Source organism: Vibrio sp. Scap24 (genome assembly GCF_013394185.1).
GTDB lineage: Bacteria > Pseudomonadota > Gammaproteobacteria > Enterobacterales > Vibrionaceae > Vibrio > Vibrio pomeroyi.
In genome coordinates this window covers 1,042,114-1,059,961 of sequence record NZ_CP041333.1, presented here as the reverse complement: position 1 = coordinate 1,059,961, position 17,848 = coordinate 1,042,114, and the positions used below count along the sequence as shown (strand labels likewise).

Sequence of the window (17,848 nt, the reverse complement as noted above, 5' to 3'; positions counted from 1 at the left end):
CTAAGGTACGGTAATTTGAGAAAAAAAGTCCCTATTTTATCTGACTCTGTGATAATTAATTCATTTGTTGAAAAATTGAACAGCACTGCGTCAATTGAAATTATAGATGAGTTAACAGGATACCAGTATTCTCGCAACTCACTGTTAGGCATCTACAGTGATTGGAATCGCTACCACGCGTTCTGTAATAAAAACCGTATCAATACACTCCCTGCATCTGTGACCGCTATTCGTCGTTTCCTTGAGACTGAGTCTAACGACAGAAAATATGCATCATTAAAACGTTACACTGCAACGCTTAGTTTGTTGCACACTGTGCTTGGCTTCGCTAACCCTATCAAACATCGACAAGTTCGCTTTACCTTGCTCCATTTGCAAGCTCGAATGGCGGGCGATTCAAAGCAAACTAACGCTATGACATCTTCACATCTCACTGAGTTGAACACATTGCTCTCGCATGACAAGGCCAACTTAAAAGAGATTCGTGACATCGCTATTTATAATGTGATGTTCGAGTGCGCTTTGAAGCGTTCAGAGCTTAAGTTGTTATCGACGAATGACATCGAGAGTACCGATAGCGATTATCAAATCACGATTAAGGACTCTAAGTACCAGCTTTCACAAGTCGCGAGTTTCGCTCTAGGTCGTTGGCTTTCGTATATTGGAACGCAAGAGGGTTTGCCCGTGTTCCGTGCAATAGATAAGCATGAAAACATCGGGATTCAACCTTTGGATGATTCGTCTATCTATCGAATTTTACGCAGAGCGAGTGATTTACTTCAGCTCGCAGAAAACCACCACTTTTCAGGTAACTCGATTCGTGTTGGTGCTGCACAAGAGCTCTCGAAACAAGGTCTTAAGGTAAAAGAAATTCAGGATTTTGGTCGTTGGCTCAGCCCTGCTATGCCAGCGCAATATGTGGGTTATTCTGGGACTGCTGAGAATGAGAAAATGAAATTCAAAGCGCTAATACCTTGGCAATAAGCTTTGGTCGTCAGGTCACTAAACTCCTCTAGGGAATTACGAACAGCATCATCGCCGTTAAAAAATTGGCCTCTTAAAACTAATAATGCCTTGGCGGAAAGCTCAAGGCATTATGTTGTTGGGTTCAGGTAAGCGAAGATTCGTTAGATGAACTAAGCAATGCTCGTTCTAACGCAGTTCTCTAGGAACTGACTGAATTTGTGACCATCATGTTCCACCATTTTAGGGAACATTGAAATTGGCGTCATACCTGGGAAGGTGTTTACTTCGTTTAGGTAGATCTCGTTGTCTTGTGTTAAGAAGAAATCGATGCGAGACAAGTGGCGAAGCTTCATCTGTGTAAACACTTTACGCGCGCTGTCTGCGATCAAATCACGCTGTTCGTCAGTCAGGTTACTTGCTTCAACTTCAGTGATTGAGTGGCTGTCTGCACTGTACTTCTCTTCATAAGAGTAAAACGCGCCATTCGGTGCAATCACCTCGCCCGGCTTACTAATGTGTAGCTCGCCATCGATTTCATATGCTGCAACTTCTAGCTCTCTTGGTACCACTGATTTCTCAACAAGTACTTGATCTGAGAAGGTGAATGCTTTGTTGATCGCTTCGCTTAAATCTTCGATTTTGTTGACTTGGTAACAACCAACCGAAGAGCCTTGACGTGCAGCCTTCACGAACACTTTGCCCCAAGTTTCAAAGGCTTGAGTTGCTTGTGAGTGAGCTTGTTCGGTGTTGTCTGATAGGAACAGGTATGGTGTATTTGGAATACCCAGTGCGTCATACCATAGCTTTGATGTAATTTTATTGAAGCTGTTGTTACTCGCTTCAGAACCACAGCCTAGGTATGGAATTTTAGCCATTTCGAACAGTGATTGGATATCACCCGTTTCACCTGGGAAACCGTGAATACAAGGTACGATGAAATCGACTTTCGATTCTAGATTGTCGCCACGTAGGGTCTGATCGTTAATATCAAGGTAAACCAATTCACCCGAATCAAGACACCAGCCTTCGTTCTTTATCTCAACTCTTACAACGTTGAAATCGGCAACGCTATTGAGTTGTTCAAAAAGGTAATTGGCTGAAACTAAAGACACTTCATGCTCTGAAGATCCACCGCCGCAAAGTAGAAGAATGTTTGTGGTGTTCATGGGTAAAATCGGTCCTTGAAACTAGGAATACTGACTTCAATGATAAACAAAAGTCGAGATAGGTACAGTGTTTTGATTGTCAAAATTGCGTTCGAAAGATTGAGCGATTAACTATTAAACAAAACAACGAGTCTTAAAACAAAAGAAGGAGCATTTGCTCCCTCTTTTATGAATCAAAACTTAGTTTAACTTGTTAAGCGTTGGGTATTCAGAGTTCTTGATGTCATCAATACTCTTAACGAACGGCTTCAAGTTTTGGAAAGTGGTTGGCAGTGTTGAAATCGCCTTTTTCGCTTCTAAGCGTGTTGCGTAGTCACCGTAAAGTACTGTGAACCACTTCGTGCCGTTTACCATTTTGTAGTTTTCCCAAACTGGTTGAGAAGTTGTTGGTAGCATTTTCACGAAAGAGTCGACTTTACTTTGGCTGCCAACAGCAACAACTTGAACCGTGTAACCAAAGCGCTGGTTCATGTCCTGCTGTTTCTTAGTCGGGCCTGTCACGGTTGCAACTGGTTTAGCCCTAGTTGTTTGAGTGACTTTCTGTTCAACAGGTTCAGTTTTGATCACGTTAACGACGTTCTCTTCAACAACGCCTGTTTGCTCAGATTGAGATACAACTGGAGCTTCAACTTTGGCAGTTTTGTACTCTTCTTGATAACTGTCTGAAGTCACATCCGTGATGTAGTTTTCAGATACACATGCAGCCAAGAGCAGAGGCAAAGTCGCAATTGCAATTTTTTTCATGGAAAGCTCTATGTCCTTAATAATAATTACTATAAATCATGCCGATACGTCGGTTTAGAATCAAGTTAACTTTGAGATTATACACCATTAGTGGGTGACCTATTTCACAAACTTTATGCAGTGTTTGCTTATTCATCTTAATTCGGTGAATTTGCCATCAACCTGTCATCGAAAAGTAAGTTACGATGAACTTACGTGCATTGCTAGGATATGTCTATGAATCATCTTGATCCCCTACTCAAACCCCGCTCTATCGCTGTTGTTGGCGCTTCGCAACGAGAAACGCGCGCGGGTTATATCGTTATGAATAATTTGTTGCACGGGGATTTTAAAGGTGCGGTGATGCCGGTTACACCGAAATACGATTCTGTGGCGGGTGTACTCTCTTATAAGAACATCTTGTCACTGCCTATCGTTCCCGATCTTGCCATCTTATGTACTAACGCGACACGTAATGTTGCCATTTTTGAAGAGCTAGCCGAGAAAGGCATTGCGTCTGTTATTGTCCTTTCTTCGGACATGCAACAGCTCAGCGATAATGGTGAGACGTTTGATGAAAGGTGCCTAGCGATCGCCAAAAAACACAATATTCGCGTGCTGGGTTCAAATAGCTTAGGGGTTATTGTCCCTTGGCTAAACCTAAATGCCTCTTTCTCTCCTGTTACAGCACTTCCCGGAAAAATTGCGTTTGTTTCTCAGTCAGCAGCAGTTTGCACAACCATACTCGATTGGGCCAATGACAAAGAAATTGGCTTCTCTGCGTTTATATCAATCGGTAATGGCAGTGACATCGAATTTTCGGAATTGTTGGATTACTTGAGTACCGACTCTCACACCGAAGCAATCTTGCTCTATGTCGATAGTATTACTGATGCGAGGCGTTTTATCTCTGCAGCTCGAGCAGCATCACGTAACCGACGAATCCTCGTATTAAAAGGCGGCCGCACGGCGAAAGGACGAGCTGCTGCTATGGCGCACACTGGCGGCGCTGACACTTTAGATATTATCTATGACTCCGCAATCCGACGCAGTGGCATGTTGCGAGTTAAGAATTTACATGAGCTGTTTGCTGCGGTAGAAACCCTAACTCATTCTGTACCACTGCGTGGTGAACGTCTTGCCATTGTCACTAATGGCGGTGGCCCTGCAATTATGGCGGTGGACACACTGTTTGATCGTGGTGGTAAATTAGCAGAACTCTCAGATCAGACACTTGATAAGCTCAGCAGGGTCTTGCCATCCAGCTGGTCTCACAGCAACCCTATCGACATTGTTGGTGATGCTGGCGATCAGCGTTACATCGATACCATTAATACTCTGCTTGATGGTGATGAAGCCGATGCCATTCTTATCATGCATAGCCCTTCGGCTGTCGCGCATTCAGCTCAAACCGCTGAACGAATCATCGAAGCGATTAAGAAACACCCTCGCCATAAACGATTCAATATCTTAACCAATTGGTCTGGTGAGCTCACCGCAAGGCCTGCGAGAAAGCTATTTACTGAAGTGGGAATTCCAACCTATCGAACACCTGAAAGTTCGGTGGTTGCTTTCATGCACTTGGTCGAATACCGACGTAACCAACGCCAGTTAATGGAAACGCCAACCACGGCTGAGAAAGTACACATTGAAGACTTGGCGGATGCGAAAAGTTGGATTGAACGCCAACTACTGGATAAAGAGACAGTGAGTCTTGATACCCACCAAAACAGCCAGTTTTTCAAACACTTCAACTTGGATGTTCTACCGACTTGGATCGCTTCTGACCCAAGCGAGGCGGTACATATTGCTGAAACGATTGGTTATCCCGTTGCGGTAAAACTCCGTTCTCCAGACATCGCGCATAAGTCAGATGTACAAGGTGTGATGCTTAATTTAAGAAATAGCAGCGAGGTTGCTAACGCTGCTCAAGCGATTCTAGACCGATCGCAATTGTCATTCCCTACCGCTCATATTCATGGTTTGTTGATACAAGGCATGGCTAAGCTTGCAGGCGGCCAAGAACTTAGAGTTAAAGTAACAACCGATGAAACCTTCGGGCCGATCATCCTACTCGGCCAAGGAGGCTCTGAATGGGACGAATCGATCGACGCGGCAGCCGCATTTCCACCGCTCAACATGACACTAGCTCGTTACTTGATTATTAGAGCGATAAAGAGTGGCAAGATCCGTTTGCAGAAATTACCTAACCCGATCGATATCGAGGGGCTTTCTGAATTGTTGGTTCGTATATCTCAAATGGTGGTTGATTGCCCTGAGATACACGATTTGGATATCCATCCAGTACTTGCCAATGGAGACAAATTCACGATATTGGATGCCGATATCATCTTGAAAGCGTATGAAGGCGATCCCCAGGAGCGACTCGCAATTCGCCCGTATCCAGTCGAACTTGAAGAAACGATACAGTTGAAAGACGGTACTGAGGTTCTGCTACGTCCTATTCTTCCTGAAGACGAACCGCTTCATGCTGACTTTATTAACCGTGTATCAAAAGAGGATCTCTATAAACGCTTCTTTAGTGATGTTGGTGAGTTCAATCACGAAGCATTAGCCAACTTTACTCAAATCGATTTTGATAGAGAGATCGCTTTTGTTGTGGTGCGCAAGGAACAAGGCGTTCCGGCGATCATTGGCGTGTCCCGAGCGCTGATTAACCCAGAGAACACTGACGCTGAATTTGCGATACTGATTCGTTCAGATCTGAAAGGTGTTGGTTTAGGTCGAATCCTGATGACTAAGGTTATTGATTACTGCCGTGCGAAACAGACCAAGCAGATGTCTGGAATGACGATGCCAACTAATAGAGGAATGCTGACACTAGCTCAAAAACTCGGTTTTAAGCTAGATATCAGTTTTGAAGATGGTACGGCAGATATGGTGTTACCGTTACTTGAGTGACCACGTCTTTTTGAGGTGTTGAATACACCAAGACTTGGCGTCGCCCATTTTGTTGCGTCGCCAAGCCATCACTATGTCGATCGGCTGCGGCTCGGTACCGGCAATCTGTGTTAAAACACCAGATTCGATCAAAGGCTTAGCAACACTACAAGGCAAGGTTCCTATACCTAGTCCAGTCGTTAACGCTTCTACTTTTGCGGAGAAGCTTGTTACTGTTAACCGCGGCTGCTTCTCTAGAATATTACGACTTAAAGCAGGTTGATCGCGGGCTGTATCCGCAATGGCTATTACCCTGTAACTTTCCCTTGCTGCTTGGTCAAACTCGCCAGAACGTTTGTGTACATAGTGGCTTGATGCCGCAACCCAAACCATTTCCATTTTACCAATTACGTCACTTTTCATATCGTTTGGAATCGTTTCGACCTTCGGGCACACCAGTAAATCTGCGCGGCCATCGGTCAGTGACTCCCAACAACCTGCTAGGATCTCTTCTTGCAATCGAACACGTGTCTTACTGATTTTTCCTAGTTCATCGACAAGTGGAAAGAAGTTGGCAATTGGGATGATGCCATCAAAGGCGATGGTCAAATCCAGCTCCCAACCATTGGCTAGAATGCTCGCTTCGTTTACCAATCTCTCTGTCGCACCAAGAATTACTCTGCCTTGCTCAAGTATCAATTGCCCTGCTTCCGTAAAGTTTGCACGGTGGCCTGAACGGTCAAAAATCATGATATCTAGGTCTTGCTCGAGCTTTTGAATTTGATAGCTAAGTGATGAGGGTGCTCTATCCATTTCATTGGCCGCAGCGGCGAAACTTCCACGTCGATCAATGGCATCTAGGATGTGTAACGCTTCAAGTGTTATTGGGCTATGCATCAGTTTCCTACTTTATAAATGAGAGGTTAATCACAAAAATGGAAGCATTCACCAGATAAATGGAACCATTAAAGGTCTTTTAATACAATGAGTTATACGGTTTAAGCATGCTTTTAATGATAAAAGTACAAATAAATTGAAATGCAAATAATAGTAATTATCATTTAGATCCAATATTATCTTTCGCGAAATCAAGATAATACTATGGAATTAAGGTAACTATCAGATGTATAAGCAATCCCTACTCTCTGCTTCAATCGTTTTAGCGCTTTCATCAACATCAGCCTTTGCTGAAGATTATGCCCTATTTGACGAGGTTGTTGTATCTTCAACTCGTACGAATCAAACACTTATCAACACAGCGGCTTCTGTCACAGTCATCTCTGATAAGGAAATTGAAGAGAACATGGCAAAAGACGTAAATGAGATCTTTGAATACACGCCAGGTGTAACGATGAACTCGAGTTCACGCCAAGGTGCACAAACTATCAATATTCGCGGTATGGAAGGCAAACGCGTCAAGATTCTAGTTGATGGTTCATCGCAACCTGGTTCATTTGATGGTGGTCCTTACGCATTTATCAACTCTAGCGGTATTTCAATCGATCCAGATATGCTAAAAAGCGTTGAAATTATCAAGGGAGCAGCTTCAAGTTTGCACGGTAGTGATGCTATTGGTGGCGTAGTTGCCTTTGAAACTAAAGATCCTTCTGACTTCTTGAAAGATGGTAAAGACTTCGGCGGTCAGGCTAAGCTGTCTTACTCTTCTGAAGACAACTCGTTTAGTGAGCATGTTGCATTAGCTAATCGATTTGGCGATTTAGAAACATTGGTTGCTTATACTCGTCGTGATGGTGAAGAACTTCAAAACTTCCGTAATTCCAGTGATCTAGAGAACTACGCGGTAGAAAATCAAGATACATCATCAGATAACCTATTGGTAAAACTGCAATACCAATTGAATGAAAGCCACCGTATTGAATTTCTAGCGGAGCTAATTAAAGACACTTCAGACTCTGACATTTACCATTCAAGCTATGATAGCTACACTGGTGAAGATGACACTAAACAAAACCGATTCGCAATTAAGCATATTTGGTTTGCTGATGGCTCGATCGCTGACACTGTAACGAGCAAAGTATCGTACATTTCTAAAGAAGAAAATGGTGTAACGAAGCGCTTTAAACCAGCAGGCCCAGGGTTCCCTCCTTACGTACCTGCTAATAACGACAATCTTCAAACCAAAGATTACGATTACACCGAAGATAAAGTTGAAATCGAGACGCAGTTAGACAAACAGATTAACAATCATTACTTAGTTTATGGTGCGACGTATACGCATAGCGATATTAGTAACACCAATATGGAGTATAACTCTGATCCAGATACAGATGACCAACTGTATGTTTATACCCCAGATGCTAAAGAGCAAAAGTTTGGTCTGTTTATTCAGGATGAGATTAGCCTAGTCAACGACAAGCTTATCGTCACTCCTGGTGTTCGTTTTGATTATTTCTCTACAGATCCTGGTAAAAATACTGGCGAATCTTTAACGGATTTCTCAGATTCTGCAGTTACAGGTCGTTTAGGTACAACATATAAACTAACTGATACAGGCACTGTGTTTGGCCAAATCAGTCAAGGTTTTAGAGCCCCCTCGTTTGATGAACTGTATTACACATATGACAACCCAGGTCATGGTTACGTAAATGATCCAAACCCAGACCTAAAATCAGAAACAAGTATCTCTTACGAGCTAGGGTACCGTCATAATACTCAAGCTTCTTCGTCTGAGATTGCAGCGTACTACAGTGATTACGATGATTTCATCGAAACTGTAATCACGAAGAAAGAAAACGGTATGACACACTACTCTAACGTTAACTTAGATTCAGCGACGATTAAGGGTGTGGAGTTCTCAAATACACTATTGTGGGATGTGTTAGTTGGTGCGCCTGAAGGTATTTCAACACACTTTGTTGCTTCGTACACTGAAGGTGAAGACGGCAACGGCAACGCATTGAACAGCGTGAACCCTTGGAATGCTGTTTTAGGTCTAAACTATGATGCTCCAAGCCAAAACTGGGGTACTAGCCTTAAGCTGAACTATACGGCTAGCAAATCTGGTTCAGACATTAACTTCGATGATGAAAATGGCGGTAATGCTGGTCAAGCAGAGCTACCAAGTGCAACTGTTGTTGACTTAACAGCATACTACAAACCGATGAAAGATCTGACTATTCGTGGTGGTGTTTTCAACTTAACTAACGAAGAGTACTACCGTTGGAATGACGTTCGCGGCGACGACGAACTGTACAAAGAGAACACTCAAGCAGAAAGAAACTACGGTATTTCAGCTAAGTACGAATTCTAATTCGTTACAAACCTGAATTACAGATACTAAAAAGCCAGCTATAAGCTGGCTTTTTTCTATTTCACTAAAAATTGTATAAAAAAGGTATAAAGTGAAATTACTTCTCTGCCATTTCTTTCTTAACCATTACTGCAGCAGCAACGATGAAAGTGATGATTAGGCCTAGTTCCATGATTAACTCCAAAGAAAATTAACATTAAACATATAATTCGCGTGCATAGTAACACAACGAATACAGAATGATACTTTTTAACCTCTAATTTACTTTTTATTCGATTTAGATCAAAAAAGATGCCCTAAAGCATCTTTTTATAAGTTAATCATTCATGAAACAACTAGATTAACTAGGGAAACCATCAGGGTTAGTTGACTGCCAGCGCCATGTATCTTCGGTCATTTCTGTCAGTGTACGTGTCGCGTTCCACCCAAGCTCCTTCTGAGCTTTAGCCGGATCTGCCCAGCATTCTGCGATGTCACCAGCGCGTCGCTCAACAAGTTTATAAGGGATTTCCTTACCACTTGCTTGTTCAAACGCCTTAACCATGTCTAAAACACTTGAACCATTGCCTGTACCAAGGTTATAGATATGAAGACCATCTTTGCGCCCTACTTTCTCAAGTGCCGCGATGTGGCCGTCAGACAGATCCATAACGTGGATGTAATCACGAACACCGGTCCCATCTTTAGTAGGATAATCGCTACCAAATACCGATAAGAATTCACGGCGGCCTACGGCTACTTGAGAAACAAACGGCATTAGGTTGTTTGGGATGCCTTGTGGATCTTCACCTAGCTCACCACTTGGATGTGAACCAACAGGGTTAAAGTAGCGAAGTAGCGTGATGCTCCAGTCTGGATTCGCTTTTTGGAAGTCAGTAAGACACTCTTCAACCATTAACTTACTGCGCCCGTATGGGTTAGTCGCGCTTGTTGGGAAGTCTTCTGTAATAGGAACACTAGCAGGATCGCCATATACTGTTGCTGATGAGCTGAATACCAGTGTTTTTACACCAGTTTCGCGCATCGCATCAACCAGGACCAAAGTGCCGTTCACATTGTTGTCGTAGTATTCAAGAGGCTTCTCAACGGACTCTCCTACAGCCTTTAGTCCTGCAAAGTGGATAACCGCTTCGATATTATGTTGCTTCATTGTTTCAGCTAAGAGTGCCTTATCGCGAATATCGCCTTCAATGAAAATAGGGCGAACACCAGACACCTTCTCGATACGATCAAGAACGCTTGGCTTACTGTTGTACAAGTTATCGAAAAGAACAGGTGTCATGCCTGCGTGAATCATCTGGATACTTGTATGGCTGCCAATGTAACCCATGCCACCTGTAACTAACACATTCATGTTTAGTAGACCTTAAATTTAAAATACTCAACCTATCACTTATGATACAACAACTTAGGTGCTGGTCACAAACCTATGGAGTTATTCGCTCTCATCAGAGAACACAAACTGACCTTTTCCTTTATGTTTCGCTTGATACATCGCCTCATCGGCAAGTTTCAATATCCCATCAAGGTCTCGTTCTACCCCGTCAACCAAATGGATGCCTAGGCTTGCTCCAACATGCAGTGAGCGCTGCTTATAACTCACTTCTTGCTCGATAAGCCCCAACAAACGTTCAGCTAACCGAGCTAACAAGGTCTTGTTTGTCTGTTTAATAATAAGAACAAATTCGTCGCCCGACAAACGAGCCACTAAATCACCGGCTCGCACCTGGGATAAGAGGCGACTAGAGACTTCTTTGAGTATTTCATCGCCTGCATCATGACCATAGGTGTCATTGACGTGCTTGAAACCATCTAGATCTAAGTAAATCACAGCAAAGTGTTGATTTGAATAATGGCTAGACGTGACAACATCATCTAAAAACTTGTACAGTTGTGCCCTATTGGCTAAGCCCGTTAATGCGTCGTGATGGGCTAAATGTTCAAGCCTCTCCATCTCTTTGACATTAGATAAGTCAGATAAAGTCAGAACCATATCAAACTCACCTTTTTTATTGTCAGATAGAACTCGGTTCACTTTGACGAACATCGGAACCACGGTGCCGGATACATTTTTCTCCCACACCTCCCCTTGCCATTGACCATAATTTTCCAATGAGCTTCGAATTGTTGGCATTAACGATGAAAACTGCTGCCAAGAGAAGACTTCAAAAGGTGTTTTGCCCACCAGCAGATCTGCGTGATAGCCAAGTAGCTGTGTGATTGCTGGGTTAACCATGGTGATCACGTTTGACGAGTTCAGCACGATCAATCCATCTTTACTGTTCTCAAAAACACCGGCCGCAATACGTTGACGGCTCATGGCGGTTTCTATATCGGTTACGTCTTGTATAGCAAACAAAGTATTCCCGTTTTTGGATAGCGATCGGCTGCTCACCTGAAGCCACTGTTTATTTTGAAAGAGATCAGTAGCTTCGATTAACTCATCGTTTAGCTCAATATTAGAGTCGATGATTCCTTGTAAGAAGCTGGCCTGCTTAGTTTGGATTAACTCTTGAATAGTTAGGTTTTCAAGAAACGCCTCCGTGCATTTGAATATGTCACGTGTGGCCATGTTGGCATGTACAATCACGCCCTTATTATCGACAACGAGGAGTGAGTGCTGAACAGTCTCGATTACTTCATTCGCAAAAGCTTTCTCTTCTTGTAGCTTATCAAGCGTGAAATTGATTTGGCTGTCGCGATGCTTTAAACGCTCTAACATGGTGTTGAAAGCACGAACCAATTCGCCTATCTCGTCATTGTTAGACGTGATCAGTCTAGGTTGCTCAGCGCGACGTTCTACAAACGCCTGCATTGCTTCGTTAAGTTCGAACATCGGTTCAATGATAAAACGTTGAATAAGCGTGACTAACACACCTCCTAGCACGACCAAAAGCACAAGGTAGATCCCTGCGACTTTAAAGATATTGGTGAAGATCTTGGCAAAGGTTTGTTTAGAAATGGTCACACGTAGATTTGCGATGTTTTCATTATCGAGAATCACGGGTACCAACAGATAGATATAGTTCTCTGAAATCGCAAATTGTTGGGAGCCAATATCTTTGCGCTCCTCGGTAGTAGGCCTTGGAAGTTCGATATCGCTGACTTGATAGCTCGCGAATAGCTCGCCTTGCTTATCAAACAGTTTGACTCGAACAATGTCTCCATCAGCTACGAATGCCGATAGAATCTCGTTAGCTGACGTTTTATCTTCAAATAATATGGCTGCTTGCAAGTTATAAGCAACGCCCTGCGCCAAGACTTTCACTCGTTGTATTAGGTTATCTTTTTCTCGCTCAAAAGTGACAGTGTAATTTATTGATTGAATCGTAATAAACGCAACCGAGATAAACAGAATGATCGGCAGAATAAGCTTGTTCTTAATAGATATATTATTGATGAAGGCCAACATTACTTACCCTCCACAATTGAGATGCGTAAAAGGTTTGAGCCGATAATGTAGGTGCCTCTTTTAGCGTTGGTTAAGTTGATCTTAGGCTTGATTTTATTGTTGATGCGAGTGAGCTCTATGACTCCCCCTAGCTCACTAAAATTTAATGTATCGCTAATGGTAACCATATTGGGCGATACGTCATTGCTATTGAATTCAGTCTCAATCGAACCGCGTTCGACATCAGATAGATAAGTGATGTTACATTCCGGAGAAATGGTTTGTTGAACGTGAATCGGCAATGAGCGAATCGACTTACCATTCGTGATAGAAATTAAAGTATCGGCGACTTTCTGATTCCCCATCACGCAGAACTGAACAGAGTCCATCGAACTTTCATCATGCCATTGAATAAAATTGGCAATCCTAAACAGGTAAACCGCTTTAACTTCATAAGATTTAAAGCCCTCGGCGCTAACAGTCGGCGAGAACGTTATTGCAAAAATTATGCAATAAATAAGTCGGCTTACTAACCGTCTAAAACTCATGAGATACCCTTACATAGACAGACTCTTGATTGACGCTTTTATCGGAAGTCATTTCAGCCTGATAGCCATTAGCTTTACCAATGTTCTCGACGACCAATTCAATTAAAGGAGCAGCTTGTGATTTCTTCCAAGCTAATCGAGCATCAAAGGTCACCTCATGAGGGTAAGATTGCCATTCATATTGAGTTCCATCTTCAGCGACCCAGTAATCAGGGTAATTCACATTGATGTATTGTCCAATGACATCAAATTGCCAACTATCAGTAATGTTCCACATCAACTGCGCCGTCGCTAAGTGTTCATTATCGATGTCATAGTACACGCTATTCTGTGGATTTGACTTAGGGTCGTTTCCTTTGCTTTCACCCTCTAACGTCGAGTAGGCGTAACTAAAATAGCTGGTAACGTCTTTCGTCAGTTTGTAAGTCGCACCGAGTTCTAAGCCATAGGTTTGAGCTTGGTAATCATCAGACAATGCACCGACATAAACGTGGTTAGCCGGAATGTCATTAGGATCATAACTATGGAAACGAAGGTTATCGTGTTCACTTAAATAGATAGTCGCATCTAGCTCAAAATCTGAATCGTTGGTGTAGCGATAACCCACTTCAACAGTCACAACATTTTCGTTATCAAGGTTGGAATTCGATTTATAGACATCTAAGTAGCCCGCTCCAGAGTCCGGATAGTAACTATTAAAGTAATACGCTGAGTTACTATCCATATAGGAAGGTGCAACTACCGCTTTACTGACACCTGCCCAAATAGAGTGACGAAGATTGAGCTTATATAATCCGCGAATTTGAGGCGAAATCTCAGAAGAATGGTTTTGAGTGAAATGCTCTAATTTTGCGCCAATCGTGATTGACAGAGCTTCTGTCCATTGCATTTGTGATTGAACGAACGCATTGGCGATGTAATCGTTGGCCGTTTGTATGTTGTAGGCACGCCCGTAAGAGCTAGGGTTATACCAATCGACGTCACTTAACTGATTGGATGAGAAATCGAGGTGCATGTATCGCAGTCCACCGCCTAATGTTACCTGATGGCTTGGTGATAACTGATTGATCAACGTCGAGTCAAAATCAACAGTGGTATAACTTCCCGGGGCGTCGGGCGCATTGTCTTCATTGTATTCTCCCCATAACGAGTATGAGAGCGTCGAGTTGTCACTGATGTTTTGAGCGTTATTAAAATGTAGGTAAAAAGAGTGGCTTTCGTTATCAAAATCATTAGCTTGGTAATCAACGAGAGTACCAGAGGTATCGTATTGAACCGAATACAACTCAGATTCGTAAAAGCTCTTTTCTCCACCAATCCTTAAAGACCAATGCTGTTCTGCATCACTTGGCTGAAATACCATTCCAGCAGATTGTGCTTTCAACTTTTCAGATTCATTAGAGCGGTAAGAAGGTTCTTCGCGGTATTTGTAGAACGCACGCGCATTCACATCTGCATTTAAGCTTAAGCCTTGCCTGACGCTGATTTCATAGTTATCAGTATTAGACGCTAAACCTGAAATATAAGTGCCTTGAGTGTCGCTAGCGGATTTCGTGATGATGTTGACCACACCATTGACGGCGTTACCGCCCCAAATTGTGCCGCCCGGCCCTTTAAGGACTTCGATTCGTTCAATATCAGCAAGAATATAATCAACGTCGCTCCAATAAGTGCCACCATATACAGGGCTGAACAAGCTACGTCCATCCATCATGACGAGCATTCTATTGTATAAACCGTCGTGAAAACCGCGAGTAGACACAAACCATGACGTTTCGTTGAACTTGGTGACTTTTAGCCCCGGCACCAACATCAAAACTTCGGCAATGCTTTTCGCGCCGCTGCGTTGGATTCTCTCATTAGAAAGTACGTACACAGATGACGGAATATCTGTCAGTTTTTGTGTGACCTTAGATGCCGTTTCCATTTCAACATCGAGCATTGACAGCTCTTCCAGGCTCATAGACATGAGCTGATCTAAGGAGTTTTCCTGAGCCATTACACAAGCCGGTGTGGTTAATGCCAATCCTAAGCAAACTGGTCGGGAAATCATGCGCTCACCTAATCTACAGATAAATAGTATTCTTTTTTGATATGCGAACTATATATGAAATGGCGTACTAATAAATTATCAATAACAAAACTTTGAATTGGGTCACTGTTTAATTCTGTCATTTATACGAACGTCTTTAGATACCACAACGTAAAGGATTAGCACCAAGTGACAACGAAGATTTTGCTTAATTGCGACATGGGAGAAAGTTTCGGCAACTGGAAGATGGGAGATGATGAATCTGTCATGGAATGGGTCGATATGGCTAACATCGCTTGTGGTTTTCATGCGTCCGATCCTCACGTCATGTCCAAGACCATAAAGCTTGCGCAGCACTACAACACTCAAATTGGGGCTCACCCGGGTTATCAAGATCTTATTGGGTTTGGACGTCGCTCAATCCCCCACACCATGGACGAGATCAGTGAGTTAGTCTGTTATCAGATTGGTGCACTACAAGCCCTTTGTCGTTATCACCACACTACGGTTGGATATGTGAAGCCTCATGGGGCTCTTTACAACGATATGATGGCGAACACGGATGTATTTAACGCTGTTGCTCAAGCTGTAGCTGAGTTCAATATTCCGCTGATGATCCTGTCATCGTCTGACAATCAACAGTATCTGGATATTGCTGACGATCATGATTTACCGCTCTTGTTTGAAGCCTTCGCCGACAGAGCCTATTTAAACACTGGTCATCTAGCACCACGTACACAAAAAGGCTCGGTGTACGTCAATCAAGACGATATCTACAACCAAGTCATGCAAATCATTAACTATGGCTCTGTCACAACCATTGAGGGCGAACGGCTACCTATTGAAGCTGACACTATTTGTGTTCACGGAGACAACCCTCAATCCATCGCATTAATTAGAAAAATCCGACAAGACCTTAACGCTTTTAATTGATATCAATGCTTTTAATTAATATCAATGCTTTCAATTTATACAAGTGCGACTCTGCTCGTTGGCTAAGAACACTTTGCAAGCTGATACTGCGCTCAACATGGAAGTTGAAATAAATGTATGGAAAGGAAATGACCAAAAATCAGGTTGAATTCAATATAGAACCGGTCGCTGAATGCAGCGTTCTGGTTACGCTAATGCCTTCAAAGCTTCACTCTAGTGCTATCGATGCGCAGTATATGGCGCATTTTTCAAACGCTATTCGCCAAGACCTAGCGTCAGTCTTAATGAATGTGACACCAGCCTACCACACCATATTGGTTGACTACCTACCTTATAGAATTTCAGAACAGCAGTTTATTACACAGCTAAACTCGCTGTTAACTCAGGCTCTGTCTTCATTTTCAAATACCACCGATAAGGCGAACATTATTGAACTTCCCGCCTATTATTCACCTGAAACAGCGCTCGATTTAGATAGATATCAAGAGAAAGGTTTATCGCTGGACGATATCATCCAACATCACACCTCAGAGACATACAGTGTCAGCGCGATAGGGTTCATTCCCGGTTTTGCTTTTATGTCGGATGTCGTCAGTGAACTAGCTTTACCTCGTCATTCAACGCCACGTTTAAGTGTTCCAAAAGGTAGCATCGCGATTGCCGACTCGAAAACTGCGGTTTACCCATCTGATTCACCCGGTGGTTGGAACATTATTGGTAGCTGCCCTTTATCGCTGTTTGACCATAGCCAATTGAGTAAAGCAGATATCACACAAGGTCCATTATCGCTGCTTAATGTCGGCGACAGTGTGCGTTTCAGATCGATATCAAAACACGAGTTTATGGAGCTTAGGTCTGTGGAGATTAGTGGAGGTGACAATCATGGTTAAGTTAAAGGCTCATCCGACCCTCACCGTCATCAAACCCGGACCATTGAGTTTGATTCAAGACTTTGGCCGTTTTGGCGTTGCTCACCTCGGGCTTACACAAGGTGGCCCTGTTGATGACTATTCTTATAGTTGGGCGAACCATTTACTTGGAAACCCAGTCAATCAAGCAGCATTAGAGATCACTCTTGGACAATGTGCTCTAAAGGTCGACTCAGATTGCGAGATGGCTTTGTGTGGCGGTGATCTTCAAGCCTCGTTAGATGGAAAGCTATTAGATAATTGGAGTACCTTCCAAGCTTTTAAAGGACAAGTTCTTTCATTTGGATTGCCTAAGAATGGGTTGCGAGCGTATCTGGCGATTAAAGGGGGCTTCAACGTTGCCAATACTCTCAATAGCAGCTCGACTGTGACGCGAGAAAAAATTGGAGGCCTCACGCAAGACGGGCAACCTTGTCAAAAAGGCCAAAAGATAAGTTTTACTCAACATGGCCTATCTAAACCTTTTAAGGCTCTGAGTGTCACTTTCCGATACAAACCCGATTACAACCTACCAGTTAACTTACGCGTGATCGAAGGCTATCAGAGCGAGCTATTCTCTGAGTCAGCAAAAAAGACCTTCTACAACTCTCAATACACCGTTGACCAAAACTCGAATCGAATGGGCTACCGACTCAACGGCGATGTGGTTGAGTCTCCAAATATTTCGTTACTATCGGAAGGCATTGCGCTTGGGGCGATTCAAATCCCACAAGATGGGCAGCCTATTGTGTTACTCAACGACCGACAAACCATTGGTGGTTATCCAAAGATTGGCTGTGTTGCGAGAATCGACTTACCGCGCTTAGCACAAGCTAAACCTGGTCACGAAATATCGTTTAGTAAAGGCGACCGATTGGGCTTACAAGATGTGTGGTGTCAGTGGGCACAATTTTTCGGTTATTGATGTGGCCCTGTAGATAAATATCAGTCAGTTAAAATCACAAGCCAAGACGTATAAACTAAAAATCCAGCTTACTATTTCAGCAAG

General features: G+C 43.1%; 13 protein-coding genes. 6 read left to right on the top strand and 7 right to left on the bottom strand.

Annotated elements, in window-relative coordinates; genetic code table 11:
• Positions 1 to 15: 15 nt before the first annotated feature.
• Positions 16 to 984: a tyrosine-type recombinase/integrase gene (locus FLM53_RS20115; protein ID WP_176679677.1), complete on the top strand. Its 969-nt coding sequence runs from the start codon at positions 16 to 18 to the stop codon at positions 982 to 984.
• A 152-nt stretch (positions 985 to 1,136) separates the two neighbouring features.
• On the opposite strand, the gene FLM53_RS20110 is transcribed toward FLM53_RS20115, so the two are convergent.
• Positions 1,137 to 2,132 carry a D-alanine--D-alanine ligase gene (locus FLM53_RS20110; RefSeq protein WP_176679678.1) on the bottom strand — a complete coding sequence of 332 codons (996 nt, stop codon included), beginning with the start codon at positions 2,130 to 2,132 and terminating at the stop codon, positions 1,137 to 1,139.
• 180 nt (positions 2,133 to 2,312) lie between these two features.
• Positions 2,313 to 2,876, bottom strand: a complete 564-nt coding sequence (locus FLM53_RS20105) for an SPOR domain-containing protein (protein WP_017632853.1) — start codon at positions 2,874 to 2,876, stop codon at positions 2,313 to 2,315.
• 216 nt (positions 2,877 to 3,092) lie between these two features.
• Between FLM53_RS20105 and FLM53_RS20100 the strand changes: the two genes are divergently transcribed.
• Positions 3,093 to 5,777: a bifunctional acetate--CoA ligase family protein/GNAT family N-acetyltransferase gene (locus FLM53_RS20100; protein ID WP_176679679.1), complete on the top strand. Its 2,685-nt coding sequence runs from the start codon at positions 3,093 to 3,095 to the stop codon at positions 5,775 to 5,777.
• Here FLM53_RS20100 and FLM53_RS20095 read toward each other — a convergent pair.
• Positions 5,766 to 6,653, bottom strand: coding sequence for a LysR family transcriptional regulator (locus tag FLM53_RS20095; RefSeq protein ID WP_176679680.1), 888 nt, complete (start codon positions 6,651 to 6,653; stop codon positions 5,766 to 5,768). The genes FLM53_RS20100 and FLM53_RS20095 overlap by 12 nt on opposite strands.
• 226 nt (positions 6,654 to 6,879) lie before the next feature.
• Between FLM53_RS20095 and FLM53_RS20090 the strand changes: the two genes are divergently transcribed.
• On the top strand, positions 6,880 to 9,027 hold the full coding sequence (locus FLM53_RS20090; RefSeq protein WP_176679681.1) for a TonB-dependent hemoglobin/transferrin/lactoferrin family receptor: 2,148 nt from the start codon (positions 6,880 to 6,882) through the stop codon (positions 9,025 to 9,027).
• A gap of 340 nt (positions 9,028 to 9,367) precedes the next feature.
• On the opposite strand, the gene galE is transcribed toward FLM53_RS20090, so the two are convergent.
• The 4 genes from galE to FLM53_RS20070 form a co-directional block, all read right to left on the bottom strand.
• The gene (gene galE / locus FLM53_RS20085; protein ID WP_176679682.1) at positions 9,368 to 10,381 is read right to left on the bottom strand and encodes a UDP-glucose 4-epimerase GalE; all 1,014 of its coding nucleotides are present in this window, start codon (positions 10,379 to 10,381) and stop codon (positions 9,368 to 9,370) included.
• An 81-nt stretch (positions 10,382 to 10,462) separates the two neighbouring features.
• Positions 10,463 to 12,439, bottom strand: coding sequence for a diguanylate cyclase (locus FLM53_RS20080; RefSeq protein WP_176679683.1), 1,977 nt, complete (start codon positions 12,437 to 12,439; stop codon positions 10,463 to 10,465).
• Positions 12,439 to 12,966 (bottom strand): YfiR family protein, encoded by a 528-nt coding sequence (locus FLM53_RS20075; protein ID WP_176679684.1) that lies wholly within the window; start codon positions 12,964 to 12,966, stop codon positions 12,439 to 12,441. Before FLM53_RS20075 ends, FLM53_RS20080 begins: the two co-directional genes overlap by 1 nt.
• Positions 12,956 to 14,935, bottom strand: coding sequence for a TonB-dependent siderophore receptor (locus FLM53_RS20070; protein ID WP_256099327.1), 1,980 nt, complete (start codon positions 14,933 to 14,935; stop codon positions 12,956 to 12,958). The genes FLM53_RS20075 and FLM53_RS20070 overlap by 11 nt, the downstream gene beginning before the upstream one ends.
• A 252-nt stretch (positions 14,936 to 15,187) precedes the next feature.
• Here FLM53_RS20070 and FLM53_RS20065 point away from each other — a divergent pair, with 252 nt between their 5' ends.
• The 3 genes from FLM53_RS20065 (at position 15,188) to FLM53_RS20055 (ending at position 17,764) form a co-directional block, all read left to right on the top strand.
• The gene (locus FLM53_RS20065) at positions 15,188 to 15,931 is read left to right on the top strand and encodes a 5-oxoprolinase subunit PxpA (RefSeq protein WP_176679686.1); all 744 of its coding nucleotides are present in this window, start codon (positions 15,188 to 15,190) and stop codon (positions 15,929 to 15,931) included.
• A gap of 128 nt (positions 15,932 to 16,059) precedes the next feature.
• Positions 16,060 to 16,821, top strand: coding sequence for an allophanate hydrolase subunit 1 (locus FLM53_RS20060; RefSeq protein ID WP_176679687.1), 762 nt, complete (start codon positions 16,060 to 16,062; stop codon positions 16,819 to 16,821).
• On the top strand, positions 16,814 to 17,764 hold the full coding sequence (locus FLM53_RS20055) for a biotin-dependent carboxyltransferase family protein (RefSeq protein ID WP_176679688.1): 951 nt from the start codon (positions 16,814 to 16,816) through the stop codon (positions 17,762 to 17,764). Before FLM53_RS20060 ends, FLM53_RS20055 begins: the two co-directional genes overlap by 8 nt.
• Positions 17,765 to 17,848: the final 84 nt, after the last annotated feature.